15 protein-coding genes are annotated in these 15,638 nt (G+C 60.9%); 7 read left to right on the forward strand and 8 right to left on the reverse strand.

Annotation, left to right across the window (positions count from 1 at the left end):
- Nucleotides 1–290 precede the first annotated feature (290 nt).
- Nucleotides 291–1,241 (forward strand): LysR family transcriptional regulator, encoded by a 951-nt coding sequence (locus NE850_RS04585; RefSeq protein ID WP_007177942.1) that lies wholly within the window; start codon nucleotides 291–293, stop codon nucleotides 1,239–1,241.
- A 129-nt stretch (nucleotides 1,242–1,370) separates the two neighbouring features.
- Here NE850_RS04585 and mctP read toward each other — a convergent pair whose 3' ends face one another.
- Both mctP and NE850_RS04595 read right to left on the reverse strand, forming a co-directional pair.
- Entirely contained in the window at nucleotides 1,371–2,852 is a 1,482-nt protein-coding gene (gene mctP / locus NE850_RS04590) for a monocarboxylate uptake permease MctP (protein WP_007177943.1), read from the reverse strand.
- A complete protein-coding gene (locus tag NE850_RS04595) occupies nucleotides 2,849–3,046 on the reverse strand; it encodes a DUF3311 domain-containing protein (protein WP_007177944.1) in 198 nt (65 codons plus the stop codon). The genes mctP and NE850_RS04595 overlap by 4 nt, the downstream gene beginning before the upstream one ends.
- 259 nt (nucleotides 3,047–3,305) lie before the next feature.
- On the opposite strand from NE850_RS04595, the gene NE850_RS04600 reads away from it, so the two are divergent.
- The 3 genes from NE850_RS04600 to NE850_RS04610 are packed head-to-tail and all read left to right on the forward strand — an operon-like array spanning nucleotide 3,306 to nucleotide 5,934.
- Entirely contained in the window at nucleotides 3,306–4,715 is a 1,410-nt protein-coding gene (locus tag NE850_RS04600) for a cache domain-containing protein (protein WP_007177945.1), read from the forward strand.
- A gap of 2 nt (nucleotides 4,716–4,717) precedes the next feature.
- Nucleotides 4,718–5,374 (forward strand): response regulator transcription factor, encoded by a 657-nt coding sequence (locus tag NE850_RS04605; protein ID WP_007177946.1) that lies wholly within the window; start codon nucleotides 4,718–4,720, stop codon nucleotides 5,372–5,374.
- 44 nt (nucleotides 5,375–5,418) lie between these two features.
- Nucleotides 5,419–5,934 carry a hypothetical protein gene (locus NE850_RS04610; protein ID WP_405044796.1) on the forward strand — a complete coding sequence of 172 codons (516 nt, stop codon included), beginning with the start codon at nucleotides 5,419–5,421 and terminating at the stop codon, nucleotides 5,932–5,934.
- 16 nt (nucleotides 5,935–5,950) lie between these two features.
- On the opposite strand, the gene cls is transcribed toward NE850_RS04610, so the two are convergent.
- The 4 genes from cls to NE850_RS04630 all read right to left on the reverse strand — a co-directional run bounded on the left by cls (nucleotide 5,951) and on the right by NE850_RS04630 (nucleotide 10,303).
- Entirely contained in the window at nucleotides 5,951–7,213 is a 1,263-nt protein-coding gene (gene cls, locus NE850_RS04615) for a cardiolipin synthase (RefSeq protein WP_007177948.1), read from the reverse strand.
- Between the two features lie 144 nt (nucleotides 7,214–7,357).
- Nucleotides 7,358–7,843 carry a hypothetical protein gene (locus tag NE850_RS04620; RefSeq protein ID WP_007177949.1) on the reverse strand — a complete coding sequence of 162 codons (486 nt, stop codon included), beginning with the start codon at nucleotides 7,841–7,843 and terminating at the stop codon, nucleotides 7,358–7,360.
- A gap of 22 nt (nucleotides 7,844–7,865) precedes the next feature.
- Nucleotides 7,866–8,726, reverse strand: coding sequence for an H-NS family nucleoid-associated regulatory protein (locus tag NE850_RS04625; protein WP_007177950.1), 861 nt, complete (start codon nucleotides 8,724–8,726; stop codon nucleotides 7,866–7,868).
- A gap of 503 nt (nucleotides 8,727–9,229) precedes the next feature.
- Nucleotides 9,230–10,303: a DUF6765 family protein gene (locus tag NE850_RS04630; RefSeq protein ID WP_165189065.1), complete on the reverse strand. Its 1,074-nt coding sequence runs from the start codon at nucleotides 10,301–10,303 to the stop codon at nucleotides 9,230–9,232.
- A 344-nt stretch (nucleotides 10,304–10,647) separates the two neighbouring features.
- On the opposite strand from NE850_RS04630, the gene NE850_RS04635 reads away from it, so the two are divergent.
- Nucleotides 10,648–10,878: a hypothetical protein gene (locus NE850_RS04635; RefSeq protein WP_007177952.1), complete on the forward strand. Its 231-nt coding sequence runs from the start codon at nucleotides 10,648–10,650 to the stop codon at nucleotides 10,876–10,878.
- 48 nt (nucleotides 10,879–10,926) lie between these two features.
- On the opposite strand, the gene NE850_RS04640 is transcribed toward NE850_RS04635, so the two are convergent.
- Both NE850_RS04640 and NE850_RS04645 read right to left on the reverse strand, forming a co-directional pair.
- Nucleotides 10,927–11,388: a DUF488 family protein gene (locus tag NE850_RS04640; protein WP_007177953.1), complete on the reverse strand. Its 462-nt coding sequence runs from the start codon at nucleotides 11,386–11,388 to the stop codon at nucleotides 10,927–10,929.
- 100 nt (nucleotides 11,389–11,488) lie between these two features.
- On the reverse strand, nucleotides 11,489–11,890 hold the full coding sequence (locus tag NE850_RS04645; protein WP_035516750.1) for an FKBP-type peptidyl-prolyl cis-trans isomerase: 402 nt from the start codon (nucleotides 11,888–11,890) through the stop codon (nucleotides 11,489–11,491).
- Nucleotides 11,891–12,177: 287 nt separating this feature from the next.
- On the opposite strand from NE850_RS04645, the gene NE850_RS04650 reads away from it, so the two are divergent.
- Together NE850_RS04650 and pdeM are read left to right on the forward strand one after the other, a co-directional pair.
- Entirely contained in the window at nucleotides 12,178–14,826 is a 2,649-nt protein-coding gene (locus NE850_RS04650) for a ligase-associated DNA damage response DEXH box helicase (RefSeq protein WP_310698488.1), read from the forward strand.
- Nucleotides 14,823–15,485 (forward strand): ligase-associated DNA damage response endonuclease PdeM, encoded by a 663-nt coding sequence (gene pdeM, locus NE850_RS04655; protein ID WP_007177956.1) that lies wholly within the window; start codon nucleotides 14,823–14,825, stop codon nucleotides 15,483–15,485. The genes NE850_RS04650 and pdeM overlap by 4 nt, the downstream gene beginning before the upstream one ends.
- The last annotated feature ends 153 nt before the right edge of the window (nucleotides 15,486–15,638 follow it).

Below are 15,638 nucleotides of genomic sequence, written 5' to 3' on the forward strand. Positions count from 1 at the left end.
ACCCTTCGTGCAGGGAGAATAGCCTGAAAGGCGTCGGTCAATTGCAACAGTGCCGACCGCCTCGGCCGCCGTACATGAGCGAAAAGCTCGAATACGCATAGCGGATTGACAGATGGAACAGGAGCATGGAGACTTCGGCGAACGGCATGATACAAACACCCCGGGGGCGGGAAGTCGTGATAGTGCTGTCACGATATCCCAGCGCCGTCTGTGCGCAAATGGCTTGCGTGAGTGAACGCGTAAAGCAAAGGTGAACACGTGGCCGTATGCCGCACGAACCACACAATCAAATGAAAATTCATCAGTTACGTGCGCTTGTCGCCATCGCCGACGCGGGCAGCGTCCGCGGGGCCGCGAAGCTGCTCAATTCCTCGCCCGCCGCCATCACTCAAAGTCTTCAATGTCTGGAGGAAGCCGTACGAATGCAACTCGTCGCACGCACTTCATCAGGCGTGACACTGACGGAATGCGGGCAGGCACTGCTGACACATGCGCGGCTTATCGTCGCGCAAATGACGCGTGCGCATCAAGCCGTCGACGCGATGCGAGGCGATCCGCACGGACGCCTCTCTATCGCCGTGACGGCATGGGTTGCGATGACGTTTCTCCCGGAGGCGGCTGCACGCTTTCGCGAAAGGATGCCGGACATCCAGTTGGAAGTATTCGAGGGCCTGCTCGCAATCGCCAACCCGCGTTTGCGCGACGGCAGCCTCGACATCTATGTCGGCAGGCAAACGCCGGGAACGGCTAACTACGAATTCAATTACCAGCCGCTGTTTTCTTCGAGCCTGGCGGTTGTCGCGCGGCAGGATCACCCGCGCGCGGACAGCCGGTCGCTGACCGATCTGCTCGATCTCGACTGGCTCGTCACACTGGACCCCGAAACAGAAGGACAGGCGCCATACAGGATGTTCGCCCGGCACGGCTTACCCGCTCCGCGCAGCATTCACTTTCTTCACTCGTTGACCGTCGCCGTGCCGTTGCTCAAGCGCATGGACATGGTCAGCATCTTTCCGTGGCCGCTCATCGAGCTATGCGCAGCCCGCGACGGCCTATGCGCGATCCCTGTGCGAGAGCAGCTCGACGAGTCGACGGTCGGGATCATCACGCGCGCGGGTCAGCCTTCGGACGCGGCAGCGAGTTGCTTTACCGACTGCCTGATCGAGACGATCCGCGACGAATCATGGGTCCGAACGCCGGACATTCTCCGCGCAGCGCATTCGGTGGAAATACTGGTTTAGCGGCCGACGCGCAACCCAGGTCCGGTGGGACCGGCGGAGTTGAGCGCTGGGCTCGGAGAAAAGCGCCCACAATAAAAAACGCCGCGAACAACGAAGTTCGCGGCGTTCTTCCACCTGGCCGTCAATCCGTCAGGCAGCAGCCACCACCCTGCGCGGCGACAGAACCGACACGACAAAACTCACGACGATATTGGCCACCAGCGCGATCAGGCCGATATACACCGGATAGACCGCCTCGCCGAAATGCAGCGCGAACACCGGCTTGAGGCCTTGGGAAATCGCCAGCCCGGTGCCGATCACAATCCCGACCAGCCAGCCGAGGAACAGACCCGGCGTGTTCAAACGACGCGTGTACAACGAGAACACGATCGCCGGGAAGATCTGCAGAATCCACACGCCGCCCAGCAGTTGCAGGTCGATCGCGTACTGCGTCGGCAGGAACACGATGAACAGCAGCGCACCGAACTTCACGACGAGCGAAACGATCTTCGCCGTGGAAGCCTCGCCTTCAGGCGAGATATTCGGCGAAACGAGCGGACGCCACAAATTGCGCGTGAACAGATTGGCTGCGCCGATCGACATGATGGCTGCCGGCACCAGCGCGCTGATCGCAATCGCCGCCGCTGCAAAGCCGACGAACCACGACGGGAACAGCGTGTTGAACAGCGCCGGCACCATGTCCGAAGCCGACTTCACATGCACGCCGGCCGCGATCGCCATATAGCCGAGCAATGCGATCAGACCCAGCAGCAACGTATACGCCGGCAGGAAGATCGCATTCTTGCGCACCGTATTCGCCGACGAGGACGACAGCACCGCAGTCATCGTATGCGGATACATGAACGCCGCCAGCGCGGAGCCCAATGCCAGCGATGCATACGCGGTGAATTGCGTCGGCTTCAGTATGATGCCGGTCGCGCCGCCCTTGGCCTTGAAGTACGTATCGGCCGCGTCGAACACATGCGCGTAGCCGCCGAGCCTGGCCGGAATCAGCCACACCGCCGCGATCACGACGATGTAGATCATGATGTCCTTCACGAACGCGATCATTGCCGGCGCGCGCAGGCCGCTCGCATAGGTGTAGAGCGCGAGAATCACGAAGGCGACGATCAGCGGCATTTCGCCGGTCACGCCGAGCCCCTTGATCACCACCTGCATGCCCACCAGTTGCAGCGCGATATACGGCATTGTCGCGATAATGCCGGTCAACGCGACCGCTGCCGGGAACCACTTGCCGCCATATTCGCCCTGCACGTAGTCCGCTGCCGTGATGTGGTTTTTCGCGTGAGCGATCTTCCACAGTTTCGGCATCACCGCAAACACGAACGGATAGACGATGATCGTGTACGGCAGCGCAAAGAAGCCATACGCGCCCACCGAATAGACCAGCGCGGGCACCGCAATCACCGTATAAGCGGTATAGAAGTCTCCGCCCACGAGGAACCACGAAATGACCGTGCCGAACTGGCGGCCGCCGAGACCCCACTCGTGCAACTGCGTGAGATCGCCCCGTTTCCAGCGCGCGGCAAAGAAGCCGATCACCGTGACGAGAACGAAGAACGCGATAAAGACGGTCATCGCAACCGGATTAACAGGATTCAGATCGTTCATTTGACACCTCGGTACACGACGTAAATCAGTAGCGAGGTCAACGGCACCCACAAGAACTGATACCAGTAAAAGAACGGAAAGCCGGCGAACGAAGGACGCGTGTCGTTATAAAACGGCAGCCACAACAACGCGATGTACGGGATCAGCAGGATCAGCCATAGCCATGAACGGCCGGCAGGTTGGGAGGTCTCCACAAACTTCTCCTAAGTCTATTATTGAAGCCGCGCGCCGCGACTCGTGGTCCGGCACGCGGAAACCGGTTACCTGATATTAGCCGGCAAAACCGGAATGTGCTCTTTGCGCCGCGCAAGCGCGCGACGACAGGCGCAACCGCCCGCAAGGCGCACTACGCCGCGGGGATGTAGTATTCGCCTTCGTAAGCGTCCTTACAAGCGCGCAACTACGTAAGTCGGATACGTAATACTACGTAGCCCGTCGGCCGTTTTTTCAACGATGAAACTCAAAGCAAAGATTGTCCTGCTGGCCATCGTGCCCTTTCTGGCCGCCATCGCCAGCATTGAAACCGGTGTGCGCCAGGAAGCCACGGCGCTCGCCGAGACGCAACACACGACCACCCAGGCCGCGTACATGGCCAGCAAGGAAATCGAGCTCAAGCATTACGTCGAGCTTGCCACCACCGCGATCGCGCCGCTCTACAACGCCGGCCAGGACAATGCGCGCGACGACGCGATGCTGCGCACACGCGCGCTTGAGGTTCTGGAGAAAATGGACTTCGGCAAGGACGGCTACTTCTTCGTGTATGACATGCATGGCCGTTCGCTGATGCATCCGCGCGAGCCCGACCTCGTGGGGCGCGACCTTTGGGCGCTGCGCGATGCGCAAGGCGCGCTGACGATCCAGCAACTGCTCGCCGCCGCCTCGCATGGCGGCGGCTATGTGCGCTACCTGTGGCATCGTCCGTCCACGGGCAAGGTAGCGTCGAAACTCGGCTACGTGGTGCCGCTGGAGCGCTGGGGCTGGATGATCGGCACCGGCATCTATCTCGACGACGTGGATAGCACGCTCGCGCATATCGACGAACGCGCGGCGGCCAACATCGACCGTACGATGAAATGGATCGACGCGATCGCCGTGGCCGGACTCGCCGTGATCGCGCTGTGCGCGCTCGTGCTCAACGTGACCGAATATCGCAGCGCGGACGCCAAGCTGAAGCGGCTTGCGCAGCAGGTGGTGGAGTCGCAGGAAAACGAACGGGCGCGTCTGTCGCGTGAACTGCACGACGGCATCAGCCAGATGATGGTTTCCGTCAAGCTGCTGCTCGAATCTGCGCTGGCGCGCTTCGAGCGCAGCGAAGTGCGCGTGCCCGCGGCCGAAGCCGCGCTCACCACCAGCCTCACGCGGCTCGGCGACACCTTGCGCGAAGTGCGGCGCATTTCTCACGCGCTGCGTCCGTCGATGCTGGACGACCTCGGCGCGGCGGCCGCGCTGGAACAACTCACGCGCGAACTCAGCGAGCAGTCCGGCATTGCGATCGGCTTTACACAGATCGCGCATACCCATGCCGCGGTTTTGCCGGACACGGTCAATACCGTGCTGTTCCGGATCGCCCAGGAAGCGCTGACGAATATCGTACGTCACGCGCAGGCGTCGAACGCGGCACTCACACTGGAAGTGTCGAGCGACGCCGTCACGCTGACCATCGCGGACAACGGGCGCGGCTTCGACGTGGCGCATGCCTTCGTTGGCCGGCGCTCGGGCGTGGGACTACGCAATATGCGCGAACGGCTCGAAGCGCTGGGCGGCACACTGTCGCTCAGTTCCCAAGCCGGCCACACCCTCGTCACCGCGCGCGTCCCGCTCGGATCGACCGAGCCGACATTGCCGGCCTTGCAGGAAACCTGATAATGAACGACACCTCACCCGCTATTGCCCGCCTGATTCTCGTCGACGATCATCCGCTCGTACGCGACGGCCTGCGCGCGCGGCTCGAAGCAGTGCGCAACCTCGAAGTCGTCGGCGAAGCCGGCAATGGGCAGGAAGCGCTCGCCCTCGCCGCCAGCGCGGAGCCCCATCTCGTGCTGATGGACGTCGGCATGAACGGAATGAACGGCATCGCGCTGGCCGGCATGTTTCACGAACGCTTTCCGGCGATTCGCGTTCTCATGCTGTCCATGCACGACAATCTCGAGTACGTGACCCAGGCGGTCCGCGCGGGCGCCAGCGGCTACGTGCTCAAGGACTCGCCTGCTACCGAAATCATTCAGGCAATCGGCGCGGTGCTGGAAGGCAAATCGTTTTTCAGCGCGGGACTGGGGGCACGTCTGATTCAGGCCTCCGCGACGCAATCGCCGGTCGAACGGCTCACACCACGCGAGCGCGACATTCTCGACGCGCTCGCCGAAGGCCTGTCGAGCAAACAGATCGCTCAACGCAATGAACTCTCCGTGCGGACAGTGGAAACGCATCGATTGAATCTGAAACGCAAGCTCGATATTGAAGGTCAGGCCGAATTGATCAAGTTCGCGGTCGAGAACCGGCGCACACCCAACACCCGGAGTTGATCAGGATGAAACACACGATCCAGGCGCGGCTAGCAGGTCTGCTGATGGGTTTCGGTTTCGGGTTTACCGCCACTTGCGCGCATGCCGAAGCGCCGCGCCTGAATCGCGGTCACGATCCGTTCTCTCAGATTTCCAAAGCGGTTAGCGACTGTCCTGTGCCTTTGGGCCCGCTCGAAACGGAGCAGGAATGGCTCGACGACAGCCATTACCGGATCGAGCGCGGCAATAGCTGTTGGGTGGAAGGCCGCTGCCGTTTGTCGAACGCGTACCTGTACGACGTGGAGATCGCCGACGCCGTGCAGCGGCGCCTGATCAACATTAACTTCGCTACGCACTGGCGCGAACAGTCGACGCTGTGGCTGACGCTGCAACGCCGTTTCATCTATGTACAAGGCTGCGTCGCACCGGGTTTCGACAAGCGGAGCTTTTTCACCGAACTCGCGAAAACCGCGGACGTCGAGCGCGTGATCGACGACACGACGAACGATCCGCATGCGGCACAACTCCCGTACAGGACGCTTGCGGACCCGGATAAACCTGTGCTCAATCCGGGCAATTAGCGCTTGTATTGCTTCGTTATAACTGCGTATCCAGCAGCGGCACGAACTTTTCGATCAGCTTTTCAGTGAACGGGCGATGCATCCATGCTTCGAGCGTGACCTGCTGCGACTTCGTTAAATCGTCGGCGAAAATGCTGGTTTGCTGCTTCGCGAAGTCGCGGTCGTAAATGTTCAGATTCGCTTCGTCGTTGAGCTTGAACGAACGGCTGTCGAAATTGGTGGAGCCGACCGACACCAGATATTCGTCCACCACCAGCAATTTGCAGTGAAACATGGTCGGTTGATATTCGAACATTTCCACGCCCGCTTTGAGCAGATCGCCCCAGCACGCGCGCGATGCTTCGCGCACGGTGTGTGTGTCGATGCGTTTTCCGGGCGTGATGATCCGCACTTTCACGCCGCGCTTCGCCGCCTCGACAATGGCATTGATAGTGAGCTTATCGGGGACGAAATAGGCACTCGCCAGATGAATGGAATGCGTAGCCGCCGTGATCGCCATCAGATACATCAATTGCATATCGTCGCTGCCGCCCGAGGGCGAACTGCTGAACATATGCGCGAGCCCGTCGCCCATTGGCTCGATATCGGGGAAATAGGCGGGACCGTGCAGCACATTGCCGGTTGCCTTGACCCAGTTGTCCATGAACACGGCCTGCATATGGCCGACCACCGAACCCGCTACGCGGAAATGCGTATCGCGCCAATGCTTTTCGTTTTCCGCGTGACCGGTCCACTCCGGCGCAATACCCACACCACCCGTAAAACCGATACACCCGTCTATCACCAGCAATTTGCGGTGCGTGCGGTCGTTCATGCGGCCAAGGCCGGTCCAATGAGGCTTGTGATACTGAATCACCTCCGCGCCCGCATCGCGAAGCAGACTCAGATAGCGCTTGTCCATTTTCGACGAACCGACCCAGTCGAGCAGTACATGCACCGCGACACCTTCGCGCGCTTTATCCGCGAGTGCCTGCGCAATCTGCTCGCCGATTTCGCCGGACCAATAAATGAAGGTTTCAAACGTAATGGTTCGACGTGCGCCACGAATGCCCTCCAGCATCGAAGGAAAAATGCGATCGCCGTTGAGCAGCATCTCGAAGCGATTGCCCGAGATGACCGGCGGCCCGAGCAACAAACCCATTGAACGAAGGAATTGCGGATCGTCGCTTGCATAGAGGCGTTCGATCTTATGCTCGATCTTCTTCTCACCGCTCGATAAATTGGCAATCACCAATATGATGACGAGCGTGACGAACGCGGTAATGGGAATTGCCAGCATGCGCGGCCTCGACGCTATTCGGCGGGACGCGTCGCATGCGCGCCCTGCGGTTTGACGGAAACCGGACATCGCCCGGCCTCTACGACGAACGCAGGACGCATTGCGCGTGCCCGTTGCAGGCCCGCGCCTTGCTACTCGGCGTCATTACCTGACCAGCGCGAATGCTTCCCGGCTGGCAATTTCACCCGCGCCGTAGACACCGACCACGGTATAGTCCGACGCCACGCACTCGAACGTGGATACCTGAAATGTAATGACGAAATGGCGCTTTGCAGGTCCCACCGATGCAACCTCGGCAAGCTCGCCAGCAAGTGACGAATGGATGACTTCGTGAACCGAGTAACCCATCAGTCCTTGCGAAGCGAGCGGATGAATGTCGAGATCGCCGTCGCCGGGCGGACCCAGGCGATGAAACACCGCGTCCGCAAATAGCACCGTGCAGAAAGGATCATCCTCGGCATCGAATGGTCCGAACCGTTCAAAGTCGGATTCCGCAATCGGATAAGCGACAATAACCCGGCGGTCACTGGCGACAATGAACGGTTCAGCGGCATCTTCTGCCGGACGAGGAACGCCGTCCAGCAGGACGACCTGGTCTTCCTGCTGGGGTGATTCGAGCGTACTGGTCATCTACTTCACGACTCCGTTACGCTCATGCGCTGGCTGGCGCGGCCGAGGCTTGCGGCGCCGCGGCGGCACCTGTCGCGACGGCTTTGCTTGTGACTGCGCTCTTGCGGACCGGCGCTTTCCTTGCCGCTTTGGTCGCGGCAGTCTTCTTCGCGGCCGGCTTTGCCGCGCTTTTCTTTGCCGCTACTTTCACGCCTGCCGCGGTGGCTTTCTTTGTAGCCGTCTTTTTGGCCGTCACCGCTTTCTTTGCGACGACCTTTCGGGCTGCGGCTTTCCTGCCTGCTACGCCGCTAGCCGCCGACTTCACTTTGCCGGCCTTCTTTGCGGCGTGCTGACCGGCATCGGCCACCGTTGCCGAGGCGCCGTCGATCAGGAACCTGGTGCGGTCCTTGACCGTGGCGAGCCATGCCGGCGCCGGACCACGGCCACTCCAGGTAGCACCCGTTTTCGGATTGATGTACTTGGGCGGTTGTGCGCCTTTCGGCTGACCTTTACTCGCTTTCGCATGAGTAACGACAGCCTTTGCCGCCGACTTCAGTTCGCTCGCGCCTTCGATCAGGAATTGAGTGCGGTCCTTCACGCCGGCAATCCAACCCGGCGCCCGGCCATGACCCGTCCAGGTCGCACCGGTTTTATGGTCGCGGTACTTTGCAATTGCCTTGCCGGTGCCGGCGGCTTTCGCCTTGCCATTACCAGCGTGGCCGTTCAAACCTCCGGCGGCACGTCTTGCCTTTGCGCGCGCTTCGATATCCGCGGTAGTGAGGCCATGTTTAAGCATCAGGTCGCGAATCTGGTCGACAGCCGCTTGTGCTTTCCTGGCAATAAGAACGTCAGCTTGCGCCTGAAGCTTTCGAAGCTTTGCCTGAATTTGCTCTAAAGTGGGCATTTGATTGCTCCTTATGTGGTAATCGATCGAACTATGCCACGAATGACGCGAGAAAGGCAGTTCGGCGTGGCTATAAATACACGAGTCCGAGTCGATCATGCATCCGGTGGAGTACGAACTTTTCAGGTTCTTTACTCTGTTGCCACACTTTTCCTGTCTTTTCCTATGCCATTCCCCCCTTCTCTTCTAATGCGCCCGAAGGCCACACGGGTCGGCGACAGCGCCCCGCCGGGTTGATTGGCCGCAGTGCATCGCGGCATTAGCCGCTTCTACTATAGGTAAGCATTTGAAGATTCAAAGAGCAGCAGTACATTTTTTACTGTTCAGATGTGTTGCCTCACCCTTCCCGCCGCAACCCCGCGTTACGAATCCCGCCGTGCCGTACTCAGCAGCAAAGCTCCCGGCAATCCGTAAGGGTGAACCTGAGTCAATGAAGTGACGCCGAATAGCGCCACGTTAGAACACCTCAATAGCACCGCACTTTCAGATGAAAGCTGGCTGGTTCAGGCAATCCGCAATCCGTGCGTCGGCAGAATTTCCTGTGTGGTCACGAAGCGATGCTGCTTGACCGCGTCGTGAAATAACCTGTAATCGCTTTTCTCAAAGGCTTCGGTCCACACGGGCTTGTCTCCGGTGTCGTCGCCGAACTTCAAACCGGTAGCCAGGTACTTCCAGGAGCCAGGCCCTTTGGGCACGTATTCCGGAATCGACTCTTTCAAACCCGGAATGCCGCCAGCCTTCAGAACGCGGCAAATGTGCCGCAAGCGCTCGTTGTCGTCTTCGTGGCGATTGGTATTGAGCAAGTCGGTGAGCACCTCTGTCACGTTGTCCGGCATGCCGGGCTGGTTCTCGAAATCTTGCCGCCCCTCCAGATAGCCACGCACCGCCCGACACGCCATCTCGGCCGCCTGCACGAATTCCGGCAGATTATGTCGCTGGATGAATTCGTTCCTACCGTCGATGTAATGCCATTTCGCCCACGGCTGGTCAGGATAGTGCAACGCGGCGCCATGACCGACGGGTAGCGCAACGGTCAGAATATCTTCCTCGATGTGTTCGATCAGATGCTCGCTGGCGAGTTTGAGTTTGGCGAACCAGCCTTTGCGCGTACAGTCTTGCGCCTCCAGCAGATGAACCCGATTCCACGGACTTTCGATACCGGCGAATCCTTGATGCGCCCATGTATCGACGTACGTATGAAGCGTCACACCCAGCCGATGCAGTCCGGTCTCGGTGTCCCGGTGCAGGATCGCCCGCCGCACCACCTCACGCGCTACGGTGCTATCCGGCCGGCACACGGCCTTTTCGTGCAAGGTCTCGCCTTCGGCCGCCGGCAGAAAATGAAAGGGCGTCCACACCAGACGGTTCTGGTCGTCCTCCGTGGTGGCGTAGTCGAATAACTTGTGCGCCGTGGCAAAGCGTTCAAAGGTCTCGCCACCCTTGAAGCGCAATATGCCCGCGGTCGTCGCATCGTCGACGTACTGACAGGCATGCGCCACGGTGAGGGCGTCGCCCGCCGGCATTCCGGCCACGCGGGCGGCGATATAGACCACACCGTAGTGGAAGTCGATATTCATGGCAGGCGCTCCTGACGCGCGGCGAATGACGACGGGATCTTCCTGACTGCGCGGCGAGGTAGACGTCACGTCGGCGCATGAGTAGATAGTAGACGACCCGGCGCACTGAAACTTTAAAAAAAGTCGCGCCATTCATGTTTCGTGGGCGGCCCTATGCGCCCCGCCACTAAATACACTTGTGACAATCAGGCGCTGCATTTTCGCGTGTTTGTTATTTGCATGGCCTGGCGACTCAGTTATGCTTTGTGCCATTGGAACATTTGTAATGCGAAAGGCACACTGGCCGGCATCACTTCGGGTCCAGGCATTCGGACCACTACACGCTAACTCAAAGGATAATTCCCGTGAAACTCGAAAACTGGAAAGAAGGCGCAAGTCCGGAACGCCGCAAGCTGATACGCAGCAAGGTTCACGTATTGCTGGCCACGATCGGTACATTGGCGTCCGTCGTCGGGATCTGCGTGGCAATTAATGGCGGACTGGAATTCAATCGCACCAAAGTTTTCGTCGGGGTCGGCATTACGGTCATATCTACCATCGTTTATATCTCGATGCTTTTCGCCCCGTCCGAGTGAAATCCGGCCTTCTGCCGCCGCACGAAAGCGCCGCCGCCGGGTCGGCGGTCACGACAGGTGGGTAATTTTCAGGCGGCTGTTCCAGCGCGAGTTCAGGTACTCGAGCGCCAGCCGCCGGTGGCAGCGGTGCGGTAAATGTTCACTGCAAAGCAGGCAGGCCGAACGGAATAGATCGACGTCCAGACTGCTTTCCACCCGGCGCCTGGCGATCAGCTCGACATAAGCGTCCGCGAAATCGTCCCACGTCAGTTCTTTGGCCTTATAGCGCTTGAACAAGTCCGGCTCGGGAGCCAGTTCGGGCATCTCCCGATAAGCTGCGCCGCACAACTTGTCGAGAAAGAAAGGCAGATCCTGTTTTTTCGCGAAGCCAGCAAGTTGCGACGTGTTGCTCAGGCGGATGTCGAGAACCGTCTGCACTTCTGCGTTTTTCAGCAAATCGAAAAACTCTTGCGCAGTCTTACCGGTGAAACCGACGGTGGCCACCGGCACGGCATTGTTTTCGCGTTTCATCACAGTGCCCCTGGCAGCGGGCAGACGCAGTGCCCGGCAAAAGAAAAGCCCCGCTGCGATATCCGGAGCGGGGCTCAGTCTCAGTTCACATCGTGCCGGCTTACTTGACGATACCGACCAGTTCGACCTCGAACGTCAGGTCACTGTTCGGCGGAATCACGCCGACACTGCGATCGCCGTAAGCAGTCGCCGCCGGGCAGGTCAGTTTGGCCTTGCCGCCCACCTTCATCTTCTGCACGCCTTGCGTCCAGCACGGAATCACGCGGTTCAGCGGGAACGTGGCCGGGCCGCCGTGTTTCGCCGAGCTATCGAACTCGGTACCGTTGGCCAGCGTGCCGCGGTAGTTGACCTTGACGACATCTTCGGCGGCAGGTTGGGCGCCGGTACCTTGGGTCAGATGTTCAACCACGACACCGGAAGGCAGTTTTTCGGTGGTGGGCGCGGCGGCCATCGCCGTTGAAGACAGAAGAGCTGCTGCGACCAATGCAACGATAGATTTCAAAGCGAGTCTCCAGATGGGTAGTGCGGCTCATTGTAACGGATCGCATCTGACGCACCAGTACGACCGCCGCGCTGGTGATCGCCGGCACGCGTCGCCGCAGTTGCGCTCACCTGCTTTTTCAACGCCAGATCCACGTGCGTGGCACCTCCGCATTTGAACACGAGCGGAACTGCGTACGTAACTGCGAAGATTCTGTTGTGAACCACCGGCCCGGTTTGGCGGTCCACATAGGAAATCCCTTCGAGCCGGTCGCCGGCACGCGAATCCAATGCTAAAGAGCGCTTCCGATGACCGAGCCGGCTGAGTCCGACGAGAGTGCGGTCCCCGCTCCCTCTGCGCCGCCCGAGCGTCGGCGCGCTCCCCGGCCGCGCCGGATTCCGCGCAGCCGCGAACAGCAGGCGCGGCTCGCCGCACGCGAACCGGCCTTCGAGCCGCTGCCTTTCGCCATCGACGAAACGGCCGCGCGCCGCCCCTTCGCCGACAGACTCGCCGCATGGTTCGAGGCGCGCCGCTGGCAGCCATTCGAGTTTCAACGCGAGGTCTGGCAGGAAATCGGCCGTGGCGCGAGTGGTTTGCTGCATGCCACGACCGGCGCAGGTAAAACCTGGGCTGTCTGGTTCGGCGCACTGGCCGCCTTCGTGACAACGCCGACGCCGCCTACCCGCCAGCGCGCGACCCGAGCGCAGCCTGAACCGCTCACCGTGCTGTGGATCACGCCGATGCGTGCGCTCGCCGCGGACACCGCACGCGCCTTGCAAAGTTCGGCGGCAGAACTGGTCGTGCCGTGGAGCGTTGGGTTGCGCACCGGCGATACGTCGTCCGCAGAACGCGCACGGCAAAATCGACGCATGCCGTCGGCGCTCGTCACGACACCGGAAAGTCTTTCACTCATGCTGACGCGGTCCGATGCACGCGACGTGCTTGCGCACGTGCGACTGGTAATCGTCGACGAATGGCATGAGTTGCTCGGCAACAAGCGCGGCACGCAAACGCAACTTGCGCTTGCTCGCCTTGCACATTGGCGGCCTGAATTGCAGGTATGGGGGTTGTCGGCGACGCTCGGCAATCTGCCCTTCGCCGCCGATGTATTGCTCGCGCCCGTGAAGACGCCACGCGCAAGCGTGCACGGCGCGCTGCCCAAAGCGCTGATCGTCGATACCGTCATACCCGAAACTATCGAGCGGTTTCCGTGGGGCGGCCATGTAGGCATGCGCCAGGTCGGCGCCGTCGCCGAGGCGATCGGCGAAGCTCAAACCTCGCTCGTGTTTACCAACACACGCTCGCAATGCGAGGTGTGGTATCAGGCGCTGCTCGAAGCGCGGCCCGAATGGGCCGGCCTGATCGCGCTGCATCATGGCTCGCTCGATCAGGAAGTGCGCGAATGGGTCGAGCGCGGCCTCAAGAGCGGCTTGCTGAAAGTGGTTGTATGCACATCGAGCCTCGATCTGGGCGTCGATTTTCTGCCGGTGGAGCGCGTGTTTCAGATCGGCTCGCCCAAAGGCGTCGCGCGTTTGATGCAGCGCGCGGGCCGTTCGGGTCACGCGCCGGGACGCCCTTCGCGAGTGACGATCGTGCCGACGCATGCGCTCGAACTGGTCGAAGCCGCCGCCGCGCGCGAGGCTGTCGGGAAGCGTCAGATAGAAGGCCGCGAAACACCGGAGAAGCCGTTCGACGTGCTGGTGCAGCATCTCGTTACCGTGGCGATCGGCGGCGGGTTCGATGCGCGCGAACTGTACGGCGAGATTCGCAGTACCTATGCCTACCGGCAGTTGACGCAGGCCGAGTTCGATTGGGCGCTCGGCTTCGTGGAAGGCGGCGGCACGGCGTTACGCGCCTACCCCGATTACCATCGCGTGGTACGCGAAAGCGACGGGCTGTACCACGTGCCGCGCGAGGATCTGGTGCGAAGGCATCGCAACAACATCGGCACGATCGTCGCTAATGGCACCTTGAACGTCGCCTACCTCTCGGGCGGCCGGATTGGCGCCATCGAGGAATCGTTTATTTCGCGGCTCAAGCCCGGTGATATCTTTACGTTCGGCGGACGCGCCCTCGAATTGATCCGCGTGCAGGATATGACCGCGTGGGTGCGGCGCGCCACGTCGTCGCGCGGAGCCATGCCGCAATGGGCCGGCAGCCGTATGCCGCTTTCTTCCGAACTCGCCGACGCCACGCTCACGATGCTCGCGCGCGCCGCTTCCGGCATCTACGACGAACCGGAAATGCGCGCCGTGCGGCCGCTGCTCGAATTGCAGCAGAAGTGGTCGGCATTGCCCGAACCGGGCGTACTGGTAGTGGAATTGGTGAAATCGCGCGAAGGGTATCATTTCTTTTGCTATCCGTTTGCGGGGCGCACGGCGCATATCGGTTTGGGCGCATTGCTCGCATGGCGCATCGCGCGCGAGCAGCCCGGCACCTTTTCCATTTCAATGAACGACTACGGCTTCGAACTGTTGTCCGCGCAACCGTTCGATTGGGCGGCGAAACTCGAAGGCGGTTTGCTCTCGCCCGAAGAACTGGAACACGACATTCTCGCGAGCCTCAATTCGTCAGAGCTCTCCATGCGGCGCTTTCGCGAGATCGCGCGCGTGTCGGGATTGGTATTCCAGGGGCATCCCGGACAGCAGAAAAGCGCGCGGCAGTTGCAAGCGTCGAGCGGCCTCTTCTACGAGATCTTTCGCAATCACGATAGCGGCAATCTGTTGCTCAACCAGGCCGATGACGAAGTGTTGCTGCAGGAACTCGACGCCCGGCGCATTCGCACCGCGCTCGAACGCATGAACACGAGCCGCGTGGTTGTCACACGCCCGAAAAAACCGACGCCGTTTGCGTTTCCGTTGATCGTCGGACGCTTGCGGGAGAAGGTCAGTACGGAGAAACTCGCGGATCGCGTCGAGCGGATGCTGGCCGAACTCGAGAAGGCGGCCCGCACATGAAGCCGGCGTCGTTGCCGGTGGAGATCGCCGGACATTCTCTTGTGCTATCGAGTTTGCGCGCGGCTTTCGACCCGGCGCTGCGTTGTCTGCTTGTGGCCGATGCGCATTTCGGCAAGGACGCGGTGTTTCGCGCGCGCGGCATTCCGGTGCCGATCGGTTCGACCGCCGACAATCTGATGCGCCTGGATATTCTGATCGCCCAGTTCGAGCCGACCATGCTCGTGTTTCTCGGCGATCTGCTGCATGCGCGCGAGGCGCATGCCGGGGAGACGCTCGAAGCATTGCATGTCTGGCGCGCGCGGCATGCCACGTTGCGGGTGGTGCTCGTCGAAGGAAATCACGACCGGCATGCAGGCCCGCTGCCCGCGACGCTCGGCGTCGAGTATGTAGATGAGCCCTGGCGATTCGGACCGTGGGCATTGTGTCATCACCCGCAGATGGTCGAGGGTGCGTATGCGCTCGCGGGGCATGTGCATCCGGTGTATCGGATTGCGACGCGCAACGATTCGGTACGGGTTCCGTGTTTCAGGTTCGGGGTGAACTGTGGCGTGTTGCCTGCGTTCGGGAGCTTTACTGGAGGGGCGCGTGAGGATGGCCGTGTGGCTCGTGAGAAGGTTTTTCTGGTGGTGCAGGAGAAGGTGATCGAAGTGGTGCGATGAGGGGTTGGGTTCTGGTTTGTTGAGATTGTGGCTCGTGCGGGTTGGTGGCTGGAGCGAGCGGACGGTGTTCGTTCGCGCGCTCCGCCTGGCATCGGAAGGGAGGCCGGTCTGCCGGCCTCCCTGCGATGGGGGAAAGTTGGCCTGTTAGTGGCC

This window comes from Paraburkholderia sp. USG1 (genome assembly GCF_031570135.1).
GTDB lineage: Bacteria > Pseudomonadota > Gammaproteobacteria > Burkholderiales > Burkholderiaceae > Paraburkholderia > Paraburkholderia dioscoreae.

Bases quoted from the DNA above. Each gene is read 5' to 3' on its own strand.
- NE850_RS04585 (WP_007177942.1), top strand. From the start codon at position 291: ATGAAAATTCATCAGTTACGTGCGCTTGTCGCCATCGCCGACGCGGGC.
- mctP (WP_007177943.1), bottom strand. From the start codon at position 2,852: ATGAACGATCTGAATCCTGTTAATCCGGTTGCGATGACCGTCTTTATC.
- NE850_RS04600 (WP_007177945.1), top strand. From the start codon at position 3,306: ATGAAACTCAAAGCAAAGATTGTCCTGCTGGCCATCGTGCCCTTTCTG.
- NE850_RS04605 (WP_007177946.1), top strand. From the start codon at position 4,718: ATGAACGACACCTCACCCGCTATTGCCCGCCTGATTCTCGTCGACGAT.
- NE850_RS04610 (WP_405044796.1), top strand. From the start codon at position 5,419: ATGGGTTTCGGTTTCGGGTTTACCGCCACTTGCGCGCATGCCGAAGCG.
- cls (WP_007177948.1), bottom strand. From the start codon at position 7,213: ATGCTGGCAATTCCCATTACCGCGTTCGTCACGCTCGTCATCATATTG.
- NE850_RS04620 (WP_007177949.1), bottom strand. From the start codon at position 7,843: ATGACCAGTACGCTCGAATCACCCCAGCAGGAAGACCAGGTCGTCCTG.
- NE850_RS04625 (WP_007177950.1), bottom strand. From the start codon at position 8,726: ATGCCCACTTTAGAGCAAATTCAGGCAAAGCTTCGAAAGCTTCAGGCG.
- NE850_RS04630 (WP_165189065.1), bottom strand. From the start codon at position 10,303: ATGAATATCGACTTCCACTACGGTGTGGTCTATATCGCCGCCCGCGTG.
- NE850_RS04640 (WP_007177953.1), bottom strand. From the start codon at position 11,388: ATGAAACGCGAAAACAATGCCGTGCCGGTGGCCACCGTCGGTTTCACC.
- NE850_RS04650 (WP_310698488.1), top strand. From the start codon at position 12,178: ATGACCGAGCCGGCTGAGTCCGACGAGAGTGCGGTCCCCGCTCCCTCT.
- pdeM (WP_007177956.1), top strand. From the start codon at position 14,823: ATGAAGCCGGCGTCGTTGCCGGTGGAGATCGCCGGACATTCTCTTGTG.